Source organism: Mesorhizobium sp. M8A.F.Ca.ET.208.01.1.1, assembly GCF_004791315.1.
Classification (GTDB): Bacteria; Pseudomonadota; Alphaproteobacteria; order Rhizobiales; family Rhizobiaceae; genus Mesorhizobium.
In genome coordinates this window covers 499,294-517,115 of the sequence record NZ_SRUT01000001.1, presented here as the reverse complement: position 1 = coordinate 517,115, position 17,822 = coordinate 499,294, and the positions used below count along the sequence as shown (strand labels likewise).

The following is a 17,822-nucleotide window of genomic DNA, read 5'->3' as shown; positions in this document are numbered from 1 at the left end:
ACAAAATGCCGCTCAGGGACATCAACGATCTCGACAGGCTGAAGAGGATCAACGCCGCCCTGGTCAGCCGCGTCGAGCGCTCGATGGACCAGCAAGGCAACGCCTTTTCGCTGTTCCAGACCGCGATCTCGCTGGAAAACCGGGTGCGTACGCGCACCGAGGAACTGCATTCGACCTTGCGCAGGCTGGAGCAATCGAACATCGACCTCAGCGCCGCCAAGGAAAACGCCGAACTGGCGAACCTGTCCAAGACAAGGTTCCTCGCCGCCGCCAGCCACGACGTGCTGCAGCCGCTGAACGCCGCCCACCTCTCCGTCTCGGCGCTTGCCGAGGTGCAGACCAGCGAGGAGGGAAAAAAGCTGGTGCGGCAGGTCGAGCGCTCGCTGGAAACCATGGAAGACCTGCTGCGCACCTTGCTCGACATTTCCAAGCTCGACGCGGGCGTAGTCCAGCCCGACATTGGCGACGTCAGCCTGGAGGCGTTGTTCTCGTCGCTGCGTTCGGATTTCGAGCCTGTGGCGCAGTTGAAGGGGCTGTCGCTGAAATTCCGGCCGGTCAATGCGGTTGTTCGCTCGGACAGGACGCTGCTGCGCCGTATCCTGCAGAACATTCTCTCCAACGCGCTGGGTTATACACGCTCGGGCGGCGTCCTTGTCGGCACACGCCATCGCGGCGACACCATCCGCATCGATGTCGCCGACACCGGCTGCGGCATTCCGGAGGATCAGCGCGAAGCGGTGTTCGAGGAATTCCATCGCGGCACCTCGCCGGCCAGTGCCGAGATCGACGGCGGTGGTCTTGGGCTCGGGCTGGCCATCGTTCGCCGCATGGCCGGCGCGCTCGGCCACCCCGTGACGTTTTCCTCCAGGGTCGGCCGCGGCACCATCTTCCACATCGATGTTCCCGTCGGCATCGGCGCGCCAGCCGACGCCATCGCCAGTGCCGCCAGCCTGGAGCGGCCGCGCGGCTACGGCCTGTTCGGCACCAAGGTGCTGCTGGTCGAAAACGATGCCGAGGTGCTGGAAGCCATGACCTTCCTGCTTGAGCGCTGGCAGTGCCTGGTACGCGCCGCGACCTCGACCGACGATGCGCTTGACCTGCTTGGCGACACCGATTGGGTGCCTGATATCGTCATCGCCGACCAGCATCTCGACGGCGGCGATCTCGGCACCGCGACAATATCGGAGGTCCGCGACTATCTTGGCCGCGCCGTGCCGGCGTTGATCGTCACCGCCGACAGTTCGGAAGCTGTCGCCAAGGCCGCCCGCGCCGGCGGCATCGAGTTGATGCGCAAGCCAGTGAAGCCCGCGCAACTGCGCGCGCTGCTGGCGCATTTGCTGGCTTAGGGGACAGTTAATGGCTCAAAATCCGGCCTGATCCCGAAACAGCTCCGCATTGTCCAGTTTCGACACCTCGATCACCGCTTGCGTGCGGCTATAGACGTTTAGCTTGCGCAATATCTCCGACACATGCGCCTTCACCGTCGTCTCGCCGACCTGCAGCTCGTAGGCGATCTGCTTGTTGAGCAGGCCCTGGCGCAGCATCTGCAGCACGCGCAATTGCTGCGGCGTCAGCTTGGAAAGCCGCTGCACCATGTCGGCGCGGTCGGTTCTGTCGGGATCCGGCGGCTGGCCTTCGTAATTCTCCGGTACATAGACGGCGCCGTCCATCACCGAGCGGATGGCGGCGGCGAGATCGCTCTTGCGCGCCGATTTCGGGATGAAGCCGGCGGCACCATAGGACAAGGCCTCTGAAATGATCCTCGGCTCCTCATGACCCGATACGATCACCACAGGCAGGCGCGGATAGCGGGTCCTGAGCTGCAGGAGCCCCTCGAAGCCGTGCACGTCGGGCATGCTGAGGTCGAGAAGCGCAAGGTCGAAAGGCTTGGCGTCGGCCAACAGATCCAGCGCCTCGGCAATCGACCGTGCCTCGACCGTATCGACCTCGGGATAAGCCATCTGCACGGCACTGTGCAGCGCCTCGCGAAACAGCGGATGGTCGTCGATGATGAGGAACCGGGCACGATCGGTAGGGGCTGTCATAGGGCTCGTTCCGGTTTACCGGGCACACCATAGTCTCCTGACTGTGGCCGGATTATTGGCAAATAGTCTATCGCCTGTTGACGGGATTCATCGCTGCAAAAAATGATGGGAAGCCTGAATTCTTTATCCAGCCGCGGCAAAGCCCGTGCTTTATGAAAAACGACGCCTTGCCCGACCCCCGAAATCGGCCGAATGTGCCGTCATCAAACGCAGAGATCGCCATGACCGCCTTTGTCCTTGCCGTGCCGCCAACGCCTTCCGTCGCCATTGCCGGCTCCAGCGAACGCTTTGCCGTGCGGCGTATTTTCTGCGTTGGCCGCAACTACGCGGCGCATGCGCGCGAATTCGGCAATGACGAGCGTGATCCGCCCTTCTTCTTCACCAAACCAGCCGACGCGGTGGTCGATTCCGGCACTGAAATCCCCTACCCGCCGCTGACGCAAAACCTCCACTTCGAGATCGAACTGGTGGTGGCGATCGGTACATCAGGCTTTCGCATATCCCGCGACGAGGCACTGGATCATGTCTGGGGTTATGCCGTCGGCATCGACCTCACCCGCCGCGACCTGCAGGACGTCGCCAAGAAGGCTGCGCGGCCCTGGGACTGGTCGAAGGCATTCGACCGTTCCGCGCCTTGCGGCCCGCTGGTCCCGGCACAAAAAGCCGGGCATCCGGCGAAGGGGCGTATCTGGCTCGCCGTCGACGGCGCGGTGAAACAGGATGCCGACCTCGCCGAACTGATCTGGCCTGTGGCGGACATCGTCTCGACCTGCAGCGAGGCTGTCGAATTGCAACCGGGCGACCTGATCTTCACCGGCACGCCCGCCGGGGTCGGCGCGGTCAGGCCGGGCGAGACGATATCAGGCGGGGTCGAGGGCATCGGCACGATCGAAGTGACCATCGGCCAGCCGCGGTCATGAGTGAAAAGTCATGAGCAATATCGTCCTGCACAACTACTATCGCTCTTCCACCTCCTATCGGGTGCGGATCGCGCTGGAGATGAAGGGGCTGAGCTATGACTATGTTCCGCATCACCTGCGCCATGGCGAACATCTGGAAGCGGCCTATCTCGCGGTCAACCCTCAAGGGTTGGTCCCGGCGCTGATCTGCAAAGATGGCACGCTGCTGACGCAATCGCTGGCGATCATCGAATTCCTCGACGAGACCACGCCGGAACCGGCGCTGCTGCCGAAAGACCCGCTTGGCAGGGCGCGGGTCAGGATGCTGGCGCAGATGATCGCCTGCGACATCCACCCGGTGAACAATCTGCGCGTGCTGACCTCGCTGCGCACCCTGTTCGGCGCCGGCGACCAGGACGTCGCCAACTGGTTCCGGCATTGGGTCAATGAAGGTTTTGGCCCACTCGAGACATTGCTGACGGCTTCGCCCGAAACCGGCACATTCTGTCACGGCGACACGCCCGGGCTGGCAGACATCTGCCTGGCGGCACAGGTCACCAGCAACGCCCGTTTCGGCGTCGATATGACGCCCTACCCGACAATTTCGCGCATCAACGCCGCCTGCATGGCGCTACCCGCATTCCAGAAAGCCGCGCCACAGAACCAGATCGATTCCGAGTAGGTTCACCGGCCGACTCGCAGCGTCAGCGCCCAGAACAGCAGCGCCAGCAAGCCGATGCCAACGCCGAGCAATGAGACGCCGCTCCAGCCGGCGGCGCCATAGGCCGTGGTCGAGGCGATCGAGCCCAGCGCGCTGCCGAGCGAATAGAAGATCATGTAGCCACCGACCAGCCGGCTGCGGGCATCCGGTCGACGCGCGAAGATCAGGCTCTGGTTGGTGACGTGTGTGGCCTGGATCGCCAGATCCAGCATGACGATGCCGGCGACCAGTAGCCACAGCGACATGCCCATGAAGGCGATCGGCAACCAAGCCGCTGTCATCAGCAGCAGGCTGAGCCCGGTGACCAGTTGCCCGCGTCCCCGATCCACCAGGCCACCGGTCCATCGCGCCCCCAGCGCGCCGGCGACGCCGGCGAGCCCGAAAAGTCCGATTGCGGTGTGCGACAGCGAGAACGGTGGCGCGCTGAGCGGCAGCACCAGCGGCGCCCACAGCACGTTGAAGCTGGCGAAGATCAGCAGGGCGAGAACCGCGCGCACACGCAGCAGTGGCTCCTTCACGAACAAGAGCACCACCGAGGCCAGCAGGCGCGGATAGGATGTGCTTGGCCTCTCCGCCTCATGGCGCGGCAGGATGAGGTAGAGAAGCACCGCCATGAATAGGGTGAGCGCGGCCGAGACGACATAGACCCAGCGCCAGCCGGCGAAATCGGCGACGACGCCGGCGACGAAGCGGGCAAGCAGGATCCCTGTTATGACGCCGCTGGTGACGGTGCCGACCGCCCGCCCCCGTTGCGATGGCGCGGCGAGATCGGCCGCGTAGGCCACCAGCACCTGCACCACCACGGCAAGCAGTCCGACAACGGCGAGACTCGCCAGCAGCATCGCCGCGTTCGGCGCGACCCCGACGGCTATCAGCGCCACCGCCGAAAGCACCGCCTGCCCCGCAATCAGCTTGCGGCGATCGAACAGGTCGCCAAGCGGCACGATGAACAACAGGCCGAGCGCATAGCCGATCTGGGTGACCATCACCACGATGCCGATCGAGGCCGGCGCAATGGCGAAATCATGGGCCATGGCGTCGAGCAGCGGATGGGCGAAATAGACATTAGCGACGCTCAGGCCGCAGGCAACGGCGAAAATCAGCGTGGTCATCCCGGACAATCCCGGCGATGACGCCGGCGTCACCTGCTCGCGCTCCTCGGTTCGCTCCGCCTTCGTCGCGGCGCCGTTCATCACCTCTATATTCATGTCGCTCTCCGCAAAAGGTTTCAAATTGAAACCGCTTGCTGGATAGACAGAACAGTTTTATGTTGCAACCAAAATGACCGATCTGGACCAACCATTGCCATGGTGAAACGAACGAGCCACCAGAGTGCGGACTGCCTGATCGCACGACCGCTCGACGCGATTGGCGACTGGTGGTCGCTGCTCATCGTGCGCGACGCGTTCGACGGGTTGCGGCGCTTCGGTGAGTTCCAGAAAAGTCTCGGCGTTGCCAAGAACATCCTGTCGGCGCGCCTGCGCAATCTGGTTACGCACGGCATCCTCGAAACCGTCCCAGCGCCCAACGGCGGCGCGCATCATGAATATGTGCTGACGCAAAAAGGACGCGGCCTGTTCTACGTGCTGGTCGCCTTGCGCCAATGGGGCGAGACCTATTTCTCCGGCCCCGGCGAGCCCTACACATTCATGGTGGATACCGAGAGCGGCAGGCCGATAAAGCGCCTTGAAGTGCATGCCGAAGACGGTCGTCTGCTAGCCCCCGGCGACACCAGGCTTGCCGATTTCCGCAACCGGGAAAACAGGTAAACGTCGTTCCTTGGTTCGGCGGAGCGGCCATCCTGGTGGAATCGATTTCCGCTTGACCGGACAAGGAATCGGCTATCTTTCCGGTGACACATGCCGTCTCAAGGGTGGAGTGACCGATGAAAGCCGTCGTCTTCGAAAAATTCGGCGAAGCGCCGACGATCCAGACTGTTCCCGATCCCAAGCCGGCTGCCGATGGCGTCGTCATCAAGGTCGAGGCGACCGGGCTGTGCCGCAGCGACTGGCATGGCTGGATGGGCCATGATGACGGCATCACCCTACCGCACGTGCCGGGACATGAACTGGCCGGCGTGGTTGTGGCGGCCGGCAAACAGGTCACCCGCTGGAAGGCGGGCGAGCGCGTCACCGTGCCGTTCGCCGTCGGCTGCGGCCGCTGCTTCGAATGCAACTCCGGCAATCACCAGGTCTGCGAGCATCAGACACAGCCTGGCTTCACCGGCTGGGGCTCGTTCGCCGAATATGTCGCTATCGAGCACGCCGACACCAATCTGGTGCGCCTTCCCGACGAAATGGAATTCGCCACCGCCGCCAGCCTCGGCTGTCGTTTCGTCACCTCGTTCCGCGCCATCGTCGACCAGGGCCGGGTGACGCCGGGCGAGTGGGTGGCGGTGCATGGCTGCGGCGGCGTTGGCCTGTCGGCGATCATGATTGCCAGCTCGATGGGCGCCAATGTCATCGCCATCGACCTCACCGACGAGAAACTGGACTTCGCCAAAAAGATCGGCGCCGTGGCGACCATCAACGCGTCCACGACGCCGAACGTCGTCAAGGCCGTCAAGCAGATCACCAATGGCGGCGCCCACATGTCGATGGACGCGCTCGGTCACCCCACGACGTCCTTCAACTCGATAGCCAACCTGCGCCGGCGTGGACGTCACGTGCAGGTCGGCCTGATGCTGGGCGAGCACGCCCGCCCCCAGGTGCCGATGGACAAGGTGATCGCCTTCGAGCTCGAAATCCTCGGCAGCCACGGCATGCAGGCCTATCGCTACCCCGCGATGATGGAGATGATCCGCCACGGCAAGCTGAAGCCCGAACTGCTGGTCGGCAAGAAGATCAGCCTCGACGAGGCGCCCGCGGCCTTGATGGCGATGGGCGGTTTCGAGGGCATCGGCATTGGCGTGGTGACGAAGTTCTAGCGAGGGTCGGCATCATCACTATGCAGCCGCACGCCGCGGCAAATCCTGCTTGGCGAATCTCTTCGCGCCGAACACGCAAAGCACCACGCCGAGTGTAGCGACGATCATCAGCGGACTGACCTGTTCATGCAGCAGCGTCGCCGCCAATGCGAGCCCGAAAAACGGCTGCAGCAGCTGCAACTGGCTGACCGCCGCAATGCCGCCCTGCGCCAGGCCGCGATACCAGAAGACGAAGCCGATTAGCATGCTGAACAGCGAGACATAGCCAAGACCGATCCAGGCATTGGAGCCGACGCTGGCGAAGGACGGCGGCAGGGTCGCGAACGTCAGCACCAGCATGACCGGTAGGGACAGCACCAGCGCCCAGCAGATCACTTGCCAGCCACCGAGCCTGCGCGACAGTGCGGCACCCTCGGCGTAGCCAAGCCCGCAGACGATGATGGCCGCAAGCATCAGCCCATCGCCGACCGGCGAAGCCGTCACGCCTTGCGCAAGCGCGAAGCCCGCCACCAGCGCACTGCCAAGGCATGAGAACAGCCAAAAGGCCGGCCTTGGCCGTTCACCGCCGCGCAACACGCCGAAGATCGCGGTCGCCAGCGGCAGCAAGCCGACAAAGATGATGGAATGGGCCGAAGTGACATGCTTCAGCGCGAGCGCCGTCAGCAAGGGGAAGCCGACGACCACGCCAAGCGCAACGATGATGAGCGACAGCAAGTCATGACGCGCGGGGCGCTTCTCGCGGAACACAAGCAGCAAGGCGAGACCGAGCAGGCCGGCTATGAGCGCGCGGGCCGATGTCAGGAATATCGGATCGAGATCCATCACCGCCACGCGCGTCGCCGGCAACGAGCCGCTAAAAATCAGCACGCCGATAAATCCGTTCACCCAGCCGCTCGCCGTCTTGTCCATTGCAGGCTCCATTGCTTTCGCCCTCTATCGTGCGAACGCCCGTGGTGCGGCCAGAGACAATGGGGTACAATTCGATGAAACTGTAATGGCGAATTGAGCAGTACGGATGACAGACCTTGCTTTGGAACCCGACGGCGCACGCACCCTTGTGGAGAGTGTGATGGCGACCATCCGTCAGCGGATCGCCGCGCGCAGCCTGACACCGGGAACCCGGTTACCGTCTATCCGTGCCTTCGCGAAGTCCATGCAGGTATCCAAATCCACCGTCGTCGAAGCCTATGAGCGGCTCGCCGCCGAAGGCGCGATCCGCTCCCGGCCGGGTTCCGGTTTTTATGCCGCCGGCTCGCTGGCGCCGCTGTCTTTGGCCGAGATCGGCCCCCGGCTCGATCGTGCCGTCGATCCGCTCTGGGTTTCGCGCCAGTCGCTGGAGGCTGGCGAGGAAGTCCTGAAACCCGGCTGCGGCTGGCTGCCGGCTTCATGGATGCCACAGGCCGGGCTCCGCAGGGCATTGCGCACGGTCGCGCGTGCCGACGATGTCGCGCTTGCCGACTACGGCACGCCGCTCGGGCTGCCGCCGCTGCGGCAATTGCTGGCGCGGCGCCTGGCCGGGCATGGCATCGAAGCTTCGCCCGAACAGATCATGCTGACGGAATCGGGCACCCAGGCCATCGACCTGCTCTGCCGGTTCCTGATCGAGCCCGGCGACACCGTGCTGGTCGACGATCCCTGCTATTTCAATTTCCACGCTTTGCTGCGTGCCCATCGCGCCAAGGTCGTCAGCGTCCCCTACACGCAATCGGGGCCTGATATCGAGCTATTCGCCCAGGCGCTCGCCGAACACCGGCCGCGCCTCTACATCACCAACTCCGCCATTCACAATCCGACGGGGGCGATCCTGTCTCCGGTGACGGCCCATCGTCTGCTCAAACTGGCCGACCAGTCGGGCCTGACCATCGTCGAGGACGACATCTTCGCCGATTTCGAACATGCCCCTGCCCCCAGGCTGGCGGCGTTCGACGGCCTTAGCCGCGTTGTCCAGATCGGCAGTTTCTCCAAGACGCTGTCGGCGTCGGTCCGCTGCGGCTTCATCGCCGCCCCCCGCGACTGGATCGAGGGCCTGGCCGACCTCAAGATCGCCACGACTTTCGGCGGCGGACGGCTGGCGGCCGAACTTGTGCTGACGTTGCTGAAGGACGGCAGCTACCGCAAGCACATGGATTTGCTGCGCGCGCGCCTCTCGCGTGCCATGGGCGAGACCAGCGCCCGGCTGAAGGCGATCGGCATCACGCCGTGGATCGACCAACCGGCCGGGCTGTTCCTGTGGTGCGGCCTGCCGGACGGGGTGGACGCGGCCGACGTCGCCCGCCGCGCGCTCGCCGACAACATCGTTCTGGCACCCGGCAATGCGTTCAGCCTGTCGCAGTCAGCCAGCCGCTTCCTGCGCTTCAACGTTGCCCAATGCGCGGACGAGCGGATTTTCAAAGTGCTCGAAACGGCGATGGCGCGCTGATCGGTCAGCGACCCGCACAGACTTCCCGCACGCAGTCCCGCAGCCAGCGTTGCGCCGGGTCGGCATCGAGACGCGGATGCCAGAGCATGGAGATAGTGACGTCCACGGTAGCGACCGGCAGCGCAAAACTATGCATGCCGGCGCGCGCTCCTGCCGTATGCCGCTCGGGCACGCTGGCAATCAGATCCGAGGCCCGGGCCATGGCAAGTGCCGCCGAAAAACCTGAGACCATGCACACGACCCTCCGCTGCAAGCCAATCATGCCCAGGGCCTCGTCGATCGGTCCCTTCTCGCGGCCGCGTCGCGAGACGCTGATGTGCCGGCCAGCCGCATAACGCTCGGGCGTCACCTTGCCCTCGGCCAGGGGATGGCCGGCCCGCACGGCACCGACAAAGCGGTCGCGAAACAGGGCCTGGATGCGCACCTCGGGTCCGGTCTCGCCGGCAACGCCGATTTCCAGGTCGATCGCCGCTTCGCGCAGCGACATCGCATCCTTGTCGGACTTCGGTGCGAAACGCAGCCGCACCCCTGGCGCATCGGCCTCGGTGCGGGCGACGAGGCGAGGCCCGAACTCCTCGACGAAGCTTTCGTTGGTGCGCAATGTGAAGATCCGGTCCAGGCTCCGGGGATCAAGCAACTCGGTCGGGCGCAGGAGCACCTCCGCGTCTTGGACGACACGGCCGACCTGTCGCCGCAATTCCTCCGCACGCGGCGTCGCCACCAGGCCGCGCCCGGCGCGCACCAGCAGAGGATCGCCCGTTGCCTCGCGCAGCCGCGCCAGCGTCCGGCTCATCGCCGAGGGGCTGAGCCGCAGCCGGCGCGCCGCGCGCGCCACGCTGCCTTCGGCCAGCAGGACGTCGAGGGCAAAGAGGAGATTGAGATCGGGCGATGTCATGGATCGATCGTAGCATATGATATGGCGTCCGATGCACGAATAAGATGCAAAAGCTGCGCCTTCCGCCGCATCGGACACAAGACTAGATCTCCGACAGCTCCGGTTCCGGAGCAGACAGAAAGGAGATCGCCTTGGCAGTCGTTGAGCAAAATCGGGAACTGATATCGGTGCCGCGACAGGCCCAGTCCGCTGGCCTGGCGCTGGTGAGCCTGTCGCTCGCCACGCTGCTATCGTCACTGGGAACCAGCATTGCCAGCGTCGGCCTGCCTTCGCTGATGCAAGCCTTCGATGCATCGTTCCAGGCCGTGCAATGGGTGGTTCTCGCCTATCTGCTCGCCATCACGACGCTGATCGTCGGCGCCGGACGGCTGGCCGACATGTTCGGGCGTCGGCCTTTGCTGCTTTGTGGCATCGCGCTGTTCACGCTGGCATCGGTGGTCTGCGGACTGGCACCGACACTCTCGCTGCTGATCGGGGCGCGCGCCCTTCAGGGACTTGGCGCCGCGCTGATGATGGCGCTGACGCTGGCCTTCGTCGCGGAAACCGTAAGCAAGGAGCGAACCGGCAGCGCCATGGGCCTGCTCGGCGCCATGTCCGCGATCGGCACGACCCTCGGGCCTTCGCTTGGCGGCTTGTTGATCGCCGGCCTCGGCTGGCGGGCGATCTTTCTCGTCAATGGGCCGCTGGGTCTTCTGACCTTCGCCCTCGCCTGGCGTGGCTTGCCGGCGCGCGGCGAAACAATGGAGGCCGGTCGAGGCACATTTGACGTCACGGGCACCGCCCTGCTGGCCCTTACCTTGGGCGCCTATGCCCTGGCGTTGACGCTTGGCCGAGGCAATTTCGGCGTGCTCAATCTGGGCCTGCTGGTCGCGGCCGGTATCGGCGTCATCGTGTTCGCCATCGCTCAGGCAAAAGCGAAGGCGCCCCTCGTCCAACTCGCCCGGTTCCGCGACCCGCGGCTGAGCGCCGGCCTCGCCATGAGCCTGATCGTCGCCACGGTGATGATGGCAACCCTGGTGGTTGCTCCGTTCTACCTGTCGCGCGGGCTCGGATTGAATGCCGCGATGGTTGGAATGGCGCTTTCGACCGGGCCGCTTGTCTCGACCCTGTCGGCGCTGCTGGCCGGCCGGCTGACCGATCGCTTCGGTGCCCACCGGATGATGGTCGCCGGTCTGCTCTGCCTCGTAACGGGAACGTGCCTCCTGTCGCTCGCTGTGACCAAGCTCGGCGTTGCCAGCTACGTCGCTCCAATCACCGTCACCTGCTTCGGCTACGCCCTGTTCCAGACCGCCAACAACGCGGCCGTCATGGGCGGTGTAAGCGCAAACGAACGTGGCGTCGTTTCCGGTCTGCTCAACCTGGCGCGCAATCTTGGTCTCATCACCGGCGCATCGCTGATGGGTGCCATATTCGCGATCGCATCGAGTGATGCACAGCAAGGGATCGGACAGCAGCTCTTGAGTTCCGCGGCGGCGACCCAAGGCATGCAGATCACCTTCCGGGTGGCCACGGCCCTGGCCCTGGCCGCGCTGGTCCTTGCCATGCTCTCCGTCCGCGCCGACCGCCGAGCGGAACCCAACCGGCGTTGAACCGCAATCGTTTGACCGCTCGCCTTCGCCGCCCCTCCTTCACGACCTTCATCCTGCCCATGTGGGTGATGGCCATGGGCATCGTCTTTGCCGGAACTGTTACGGCCGATGAAATGACGCGAGGGGCCTGGCGATCGCCGTTCAGGCCCCTGCCCGTTTGCGGCGCTCGTAAAGCATGACGAGCGTTTCAGCCATCAGCGCCGGCTTTTCCTCGCCTTCGATCTCGACCGTGTTGGCTGCCTTCATCAGATATTGGCCTGGACCCCGGTCTTCCATGGAAAGCAGCGTCGTGCGCAGGCGGATGCGCGCGCCGACCCTGACCGGCGCCAGGAAACGCACCTTGTCGAAACCATAGTTGAAGGCGGCCTGCGTATTCTCGGGCACGATCCCCATTTCGAGGGCCAGCGCGCCGATGATCGACAACGTCAGATAGCCATGCGCGATCGTGGTGCGGAACGGGCTTTGCCGCCGCGCCCGTTCGGGATCGACGTGGATCCATTGATGGTCGCCGGTGCATTCGGCGAACTGGTTGATGCGGTTCTGGTCGACCGTGGTCCATTCCGAGACGCCGAGTTCCTGTCCGGACATCGTTCTCAGCTGTTCGTAGGTTGGCGGCGTTTTAGGCCGTACTTCCGTCATTCCTGCTTTCCCGATCGCTTCCAGAGCTTCCGGACCACGAACCGGCGGCCTCTGTCAATTCGTTCCGCGCAAATCCGTTCCGCCGGATTCGAGCTCACTCGTGCCACGCCTTGCCACGCAATGGCAGGCCCGAACCGGACTTTTCGACCTTCCAGCTTGCCGGGAGCTTATGCCGTGGCGCTAATGCAACTATGTGCGATAGTGCGGAATCGCCAACCGGCGTGCCGGATAGAGGGCGAAACGACAGCCGATGGGATTCACTTCTGCCCGTAGCCGGCGCGGACCTCCTCCATCGCCTCCTTGATGCGCGCGCGCAGGATGTCGATCGATTCGGTGCCTGATTTCCTGGCCAGTTCAGCCACTTCACCAGCGTTCTTGAGCGCGGCCTCGAAGGATTTTCTGGCAAACTCCGTCTGCTTGGCCATCAGTTCCTGCGGATTGCCCGGTGCGCGGTAGCTCTGCGCCATGTCGGCGACCTCCCGCAACGTGTCCTGCAGCATTTCGCGCTGTCTCGACAACAGCGAGGTCGCTCCCGCCGCACTGGTCCGCGCCGCCTTCTCCAGCGCTTCGAGGTTCTTGCGATGATGGGCAAGGATCGCCTCGACATCGACGTTGGGCACCTTCAGGTCACGGCCGAATCTGCCGAACATCTCCATGAAGGAATCGGATTCTGCTTGTCTGGCCATGACTGTCTTCTCCCCTTTGCCGCGGTTGCGGACGCCCTCGACGGGAGAATAGCACTCGAACGCCGTGTGTCCATTTCGAACGCACGCCTGGCGATCGATACGGATCAATTGACCGGGAGCAGCAACTCGATCGTATAGAGCACGATGCCAGCCAGCCCGCCGATGATCATGCCGTTGAAGCGGATATATTGCAGGTCCCTGCCGATGTTCATCTCGATCAGGCGTGTCAGTTGCGCCAGGTCCCAGCGCTTGACCTGGTCGGCGATGAATTTCGACACGCCGCTCTTCTGGCTTTCCACGAAGGAGGCCAACGCCACCACGAATCCTTGGTTCATGTCGGCTCGAATCTGGGCATCGCCGGCGAGATGGCGGCCGACTTCGACGAACATGTTGGCGAGATGCTCCCGGACCAGCGAATTCGGCGCCTTGGCATCCTGCTCGATGAACAGGCTGAGGCTCTCCCACATGTCGCCGGCCAGCGCCCTGACTTCGGGTCTGGCGAGAAAATCGCGCTTCATTTTCTCCGCTCGCTTGGCATATTGCTTGGACGTGCGCAGCCGCTCGACGAAACTTTGCGCGAAACGGTCGAATTCGGCGCGCATCGGGTGGTCGGGATCGGCACGCACTTCGTCCAGCAGGGAGCCCGCCGAGGCGACGATCTTCTTCAGGAGGTAGGCATCGGCGCGAAACAGGTTGAACAGCGACGGCAGTTCCTCGCGGATCTTGTCGCGCATCGTCGCCAGCGCCTGTTCGTCGTTGAGGAACCGGCCGATGACCTTGATGAACTCGTCGAACAATTTCTGGTGGCGGCGATCGTCGGTGAGCGCCGACAAGAGTTCGGCGGCCAGCGGCGCCAGCGGCACCTTTTCGATCTGCTCCAGCATACGGCTGGTGACGAAACCGCGCAGGCCCGATTGTTCGACGGCCGCAAGCGTACGCGGCACCAGCCGCACGACGAAGCGCGACAGGCCGGCGGCGCGTTCGGCATCGGCGAGCCAATCGGCGACGAGCGCCGAAAAATCGACCTCGGCGAGTTTTTCACGCACAGGTTCCGGCGCCAGGAAATTAACCTCGATGAAACGGCCGAGATTGTCGGCTATCCGATCCTTGTTTTCCGGGATGATGGCGGTGTGCGGGATGGGTAGCCCGAGCGGCCGTTTGAACAGCGCCACCACCGCGTACCAGTCGGCAAGGCCGCCGATGGTTGCCGCCTCGGCAAAGGCGGCGACGAAGCCGAGCCACGGGTAGCTGGCCTGGAAGGACTTGGCCAAGACAAAGACCAGCACGCAGAGTGCCAGCGCCGCCGTGGCGACGAACTTTGTCCGCCGCAGCGCCGAAAGCTTGGCGCCCGCGTCGGTGTCGAAACGGACAGGCGCCAGCGACTGGGCCGATTGAGACATATGAGCCGCTCCTCGTCGATCCCAGGCTATTTAGTGCGTCGGTCGTCAAAATGCCCGCGACAGCCAATTTTCTCAGCGTTTCGCCTAGCCACGCACATAAAGTTGACGAGAATATTCAGCTATGATGCGAAGCCAGTCTGGAATTATTCCAAGGTATAGGCCATATTCGACCGAGGCCAGCGCGGCGACTCCGAAAATCCGGGTGAAGCCGCGCTGGCAAAGTTCCAGACTCTGGCATGGTTGCACCGCGCCAGCGCTTTGTGAGGATGAAATGCGGCTTACCCGCCAAACCAACTATGCCATGCGCATCCTGATGTATTGTGCCGCCAACAATGAACGGTTGAGCCGCATCCCGGAAATCGCGACCGCCTATTCGGTGTCGGAACTGTTCCTGTTCAAGATCCTGCAGCCTTTGGTCGAGAACGGGCTGGTCGAGACTGTCCGCGGCCGGAACGGAGGGGTACGGCTCGGCCGCGCCGCCGAAGCGATAAGCCTGTTCGATGTTGTGCGCGTGACCGAGGAAAGCTTTGCCATGGCGGAGTGCTTCGAGAATGACGCGGCCGAATGCCCGCTGGTCGACAGCTGCGCATTGAACTCGGCGCTGCGCGAAGCGCTCAACGCCTTCTTCGCCGTGCTTGCCCGCTACACGATCGCCGATCTGGTGGCGGCGCGGCCGAATGTGCGCAACCTGCTCGGTATCGACATGCTGATGGAGCGCCGCGCCCCGGCAGCTTGATCCTGCGCAGGCAGGGCCGAAGACCGCAGATCTAGGCTGCGGATTGCGGCAGCACGAATGGCATGTTGCCGGCCGGCAGCACGCCGACCTTGAGCCGGCAGTCGAACACATTCTCGATCAGATCGTCACTCAGCACGTCCCGCGGCGATCCGGCCGCGGCCAGCCGGCCACGATGCATCACGAAGATGCGGTCGGCGAACATCGCCGTCAGATTGAGGTCGTGCAGGATCGCGACCACGCCGCCGCCTCTTCTGGCGAAGTCGCGGGCGATGTTCATGATGATCAGCTGATGCTTGATGTCGAGGCTGGAAACCGGTTCGTCGAGGAAGAGATAGCGCGGGCCGCCGTCAAGCACCGGCGCCCAGACCTGGCACAGCACGCGGGCAAGCTGGACACGCTGCTGCTCACCACCGGAAAGCTCCTGGTAGAAACGACCGGCAAAACCGTCGAGATCGACCCGCGCCAGCGCCCGCTCCGGCAGGCGTTCGTCCTCGCCGGGCAGCACGCCCGAGCGTCCACCGACGAGGCCAAGCCTGACGATCTCGCGCACGGTGAAGGGAAAGGACAGGGTCGTTGCCTGAGGCAGCACCGCTCGCACTGTCGCCGCCTCGACCGGCTTCATCGTCGACAGCTCGCGACCGTTGATAAGGATCCGTCCGGTATGGACGAGATCCCCCGACATCGCCTTGAGAAAGGTCGTCTTGCCCGATCCGTTGGGGCCGACGATGGCCGAGATTTCACCTGGCCTGACTTCGAAATCGACGTTGGCGACAATGCGCTTCTTGCCGATCGCCACAGAAACGTCGCGGGCTTCGATCATGAAACACTCCTACAGGGTCTCAAATCTCACAAATCGATCACGCCACGCTTGCGCAGCAGGATCCACAGGAAGAACGGTGCGCCAGCGACGGCGGTGACGATGCCGATCGGCAACTCTGCCGGCGCCACGATGGTGCGGGCGACGGCATCGGCGAGCAGCAACAGCGAGGCGCCGAGCAGCGCCGAGGCCGGCAGCAGGTAACGATTGTCCGGGCCAATCAGCAGGCGCAGCAGGTGCGGCACGACGATGCCGACGAAACCGATGCCGCCGCTGACGGCGACGGACGCCCCGACCGCCGCCGAGACACCAATGATGGCTGTGTATTTCAGCCGCTGCACCGGAATGCCGAGATGGCCGGCGGCGGCCTCGCCGAGCGCCAGCGCGTTGAGACCCCGGGCAAGGAACGGCATCGCCGCGAGTGCCAAGACGATGATGGGCCCGACGGAAGCGATCTTGGCCCATGTCGCACCACCGAGCGATCCCAGTGACCAGAAGGTCAGATCGCGCAACTGGCGATCGTCGGCCATGAAGATGAGGATTCCGGTCAGCGCCATGGCAAGTGCCGCCAGGGCGATGCCCGCGAGCAGCATGGTGGCGACAGAGGTTTGCCCGCGTCGCGTCGCGACCTGATAAAGCACCAATGTGGTGGCGAGGCCGCCGAGGAACGCCGCAAGCGGCAGCGCAAGCGTTCCGAGCAATGCGGTCACCGGTGCCAGCATGGTCCCGCCCAGCACGATGATGGCCACCGCACCGAGGCTGGAGCCAGCTGAAACGCCGATCAGTCCGGGATCGGCGAGCGGATTGCGGAACAGTCCCTGCATGACGGCTCCAGAAACCGCGAGCGCCGCACCCACCAGCATGCCGAGGATGACGCGCGGCAGCCGGATGTCATGGACGATCAGGCTGTCACGAGCGTTTAGTGCCGCATCGCCGGGGACGGTGCCAAAGAGCCAATCCCTAATGACGTTCAAGGCGGATGCGTCCGACGCCCCGGATGTGAGCGAAAACAGGACTGCGACCGCCAGGCCCAGGCACAGCATGAGGATGACGGCACGGGCGCGGCCGGAACGATCCCCTTCGGATGCACCCATCGCCTTCACCGGACCGGCGATCGACTGGTCGGCCATGATGCTCAGTCCGTGACCTGTGCGCCATAGAGCGACACGGCGAGATCGTGGATCGCGTCGGCCGTGCGCGGTCCGAAGCCCAGAAGATAGGCGCCGTCGATGCGGATCAGCTTGCGCGCTGTTCCGGCCGGCGTCGAGGCGATGGATGGATTGCCGAACAATTCGTCGTCCGAGACCGGCGGCCCGGCATTGCTCATCATCAAGATTACGTCCGGCCTGGCGGTGATGATCGCTTCGTCGGACATCTGCCTGTAGCCGGAAAAGCCTTCCACCGCATTGACCCCGCCCGCCAGCCTGACCATGCCGTCGGCCGCGGTTTCACTGCCGGCCGCCAGGATCTTGCCACCCTGTATCGAGAGAACGAACAGGACGCGCTTGCGCTCCTTGATCGAGGCTGTCTGCTTTTCGGCGGCCGTGAGTTTGGCATCGAGCGCCTTGGCCAACACCTCGGCCTTGGCCTCGACCCCGAGCGCCTTGCCGACAATGCGGACCTTCTGGAGGATGCCTTCGCGGCTGTACAGTTCGGGCACTTCGATGAAGGGAATGCTCGTCTTCTTTAGCACGTCGACGGCTTCCTTGGGGCCGCTGCCGTACAATGCCAGTATGCCTGTCGGATTGACCGACAAGACGCCTTCCGGCGACAGCTGGCGCATGTAACCGACATCAGGCAGGTCGAGCGCGGCTTTTGGAAAATTGCTGGTGGAATCGCGAGCCACCAGATGCTTTTCCTCTCCAAGCGCATAGACGATCTCGGTGATGGACCCGCCGATGGCGGCGATCTTCGAAGGATCGGCGAAGACCGAAACGCCTTCGTTGGCGCCGGCCGGCTGCATTGCGGCGAAAGCCAGGGCAAGGCCGATCGCGGAACCGATCATCGATCCGCACAGGGCGGACAGTCTCGACACAAAACTCATTACACT

Annotated in this window: 18 protein-coding genes; 8 read left to right on the top strand and 10 right to left on the bottom strand. The window is 64.1% G+C overall.

All coding sequences use genetic code 11. The features are described 5' to 3' along the window. The first annotated feature begins 5 nt into the window (after positions 1 to 5). The gene (locus EN851_RS02500; protein WP_135915751.1) at positions 6 to 1,346 is read left to right on the top strand and encodes a hybrid sensor histidine kinase/response regulator; all 1,341 of its coding nucleotides are present in this window, start codon (positions 6 to 8) and stop codon (positions 1,344 to 1,346) included. Positions 1,347 to 1,361: 15 nt separating this feature from the next. Here EN851_RS02500 and EN851_RS02495 read toward each other — a convergent pair whose 3' ends face one another. After that, entirely contained in the window at positions 1,362 to 2,045 is a 684-nt protein-coding gene (locus EN851_RS02495) for a response regulator transcription factor (protein ID WP_135928465.1), read from the bottom strand. A gap of 221 nt (positions 2,046 to 2,266) precedes the next feature. Here EN851_RS02495 and EN851_RS02490 point away from each other — a divergent pair, with 221 nt between their 5' ends. Then, positions 2,267 to 2,965 carry a fumarylacetoacetate hydrolase family protein gene (locus tag EN851_RS02490; RefSeq protein ID WP_135880557.1) on the top strand — a complete coding sequence of 233 codons (699 nt, stop codon included), beginning with the start codon at positions 2,267 to 2,269 and terminating at the stop codon, positions 2,963 to 2,965. Positions 2,966 to 2,975: 10 nt separating this feature from the next. Continuing rightward, the gene (maiA, locus tag EN851_RS02485) at positions 2,976 to 3,626 is read left to right on the top strand and encodes a maleylacetoacetate isomerase (protein ID WP_135928464.1); all 651 of its coding nucleotides are present in this window, start codon (positions 2,976 to 2,978) and stop codon (positions 3,624 to 3,626) included. A 2-nt stretch (positions 3,627 to 3,628) separates the two neighbouring features. On the opposite strand, the gene EN851_RS02480 is transcribed toward maiA, so the two are convergent. Next, complete coding sequence (locus tag EN851_RS02480) at positions 3,629 to 4,873, bottom strand: MFS transporter (RefSeq protein ID WP_135928463.1); 1,245 nt, start codon at positions 4,871 to 4,873, stop codon at positions 3,629 to 3,631. A gap of 99 nt (positions 4,874 to 4,972) precedes the next feature. Here EN851_RS02480 and EN851_RS02475 point away from each other — a divergent pair, with 99 nt between their 5' ends. Both EN851_RS02475 and EN851_RS02470 read left to right on the top strand, forming a co-directional pair. Next, the gene (locus tag EN851_RS02475) at positions 4,973 to 5,434 is read left to right on the top strand and encodes a helix-turn-helix domain-containing protein (RefSeq protein ID WP_135928462.1); all 462 of its coding nucleotides are present in this window, start codon (positions 4,973 to 4,975) and stop codon (positions 5,432 to 5,434) included. A 116-nt stretch (positions 5,435 to 5,550) separates the two neighbouring features. Next, entirely contained in the window at positions 5,551 to 6,591 is a 1,041-nt protein-coding gene (locus EN851_RS02470) for a zinc-dependent alcohol dehydrogenase family protein (protein ID WP_135866787.1), read from the top strand. An 18-nt stretch (positions 6,592 to 6,609) separates the two neighbouring features. On the opposite strand, the gene EN851_RS02465 is transcribed toward EN851_RS02470, so the two are convergent. Continuing rightward, positions 6,610 to 7,500 carry a DMT family transporter gene (locus EN851_RS02465; RefSeq protein WP_135928461.1) on the bottom strand — a complete coding sequence of 297 codons (891 nt, stop codon included), beginning with the start codon at positions 7,498 to 7,500 and terminating at the stop codon, positions 6,610 to 6,612. A 106-nt stretch (positions 7,501 to 7,606) separates the two neighbouring features. Here EN851_RS02465 and EN851_RS02460 point away from each other — a divergent pair, with 106 nt between their 5' ends. Continuing rightward, positions 7,607 to 9,010 (top strand): PLP-dependent aminotransferase family protein, encoded by a 1,404-nt coding sequence (locus EN851_RS02460; RefSeq protein ID WP_135928460.1) that lies wholly within the window; start codon positions 7,607 to 7,609, stop codon positions 9,008 to 9,010. 4 nt (positions 9,011 to 9,014) lie between these two features. Here EN851_RS02460 and EN851_RS02455 read toward each other — a convergent pair whose 3' ends face one another. Then, a complete protein-coding gene (locus tag EN851_RS02455) occupies positions 9,015 to 9,905 on the bottom strand; it encodes a LysR family transcriptional regulator (protein WP_135928459.1) in 891 nt (296 codons plus the stop codon). A gap of 131 nt (positions 9,906 to 10,036) precedes the next feature. Between EN851_RS02455 and EN851_RS02450 the strand changes: the two genes are divergently transcribed. Then, on the top strand, positions 10,037 to 11,494 hold the full coding sequence (locus EN851_RS02450) for an MFS transporter (protein ID WP_135928458.1): 1,458 nt from the start codon (positions 10,037 to 10,039) through the stop codon (positions 11,492 to 11,494). Positions 11,495 to 11,635: 141 nt separating this feature from the next. Here the strand turns inward: EN851_RS02450 and EN851_RS02440 are convergent, their stop codons facing one another. The 3 genes from EN851_RS02440 to EN851_RS02430 all read right to left on the bottom strand — a co-directional run bounded on the left by EN851_RS02440 (position 11,636) and on the right by EN851_RS02430 (position 14,219). Beyond that, the gene (locus tag EN851_RS02440) at positions 11,636 to 12,133 is read right to left on the bottom strand and encodes a MaoC family dehydratase (RefSeq protein ID WP_127280148.1); all 498 of its coding nucleotides are present in this window, start codon (positions 12,131 to 12,133) and stop codon (positions 11,636 to 11,638) included. 257 nt (positions 12,134 to 12,390) lie between these two features. Continuing rightward, positions 12,391 to 12,819 (bottom strand): phasin family protein, encoded by a 429-nt coding sequence (locus EN851_RS02435; protein WP_135866783.1) that lies wholly within the window; start codon positions 12,817 to 12,819, stop codon positions 12,391 to 12,393. 104 nt (positions 12,820 to 12,923) lie between these two features. Further along, the gene (locus tag EN851_RS02430) at positions 12,924 to 14,219 is read right to left on the bottom strand and encodes a DUF445 domain-containing protein (protein ID WP_135928456.1); all 1,296 of its coding nucleotides are present in this window, start codon (positions 14,217 to 14,219) and stop codon (positions 12,924 to 12,926) included. A gap of 271 nt (positions 14,220 to 14,490) precedes the next feature. Between EN851_RS02430 and rirA the strand changes: the two genes are divergently transcribed. Beyond that, entirely contained in the window at positions 14,491 to 14,955 is a 465-nt protein-coding gene (gene rirA / locus EN851_RS02425) for an iron-responsive transcriptional regulator RirA (RefSeq protein WP_127278767.1), read from the top strand. A 31-nt stretch (positions 14,956 to 14,986) separates the two neighbouring features. On the opposite strand, the gene EN851_RS02420 is transcribed toward rirA, so the two are convergent. Genes EN851_RS02420 through EN851_RS02410 form a run of 3 tightly spaced genes read right to left on the bottom strand, consistent with a single transcriptional unit; the run spans position 14,987 to position 17,816 of the window. After that, a complete protein-coding gene (locus EN851_RS02420) occupies positions 14,987 to 15,775 on the bottom strand; it encodes a heme ABC transporter ATP-binding protein (protein ID WP_135928455.1) in 789 nt (262 codons plus the stop codon). A 26-nt stretch (positions 15,776 to 15,801) separates the two neighbouring features. Beyond that, positions 15,802 to 16,902 carry an iron ABC transporter permease gene (locus EN851_RS02415; protein ID WP_135928454.1) on the bottom strand — a complete coding sequence of 367 codons (1,101 nt, stop codon included), beginning with the start codon at positions 16,900 to 16,902 and terminating at the stop codon, positions 15,802 to 15,804. 5 nt (positions 16,903 to 16,907) lie between these two features. Then, positions 16,908 to 17,816: a hemin ABC transporter substrate-binding protein gene (locus tag EN851_RS02410; protein WP_135928453.1), complete on the bottom strand. Its 909-nt coding sequence runs from the start codon at positions 17,814 to 17,816 to the stop codon at positions 16,908 to 16,910. Between the last annotated feature and the right edge of the window lie 6 nt (positions 17,817 to 17,822).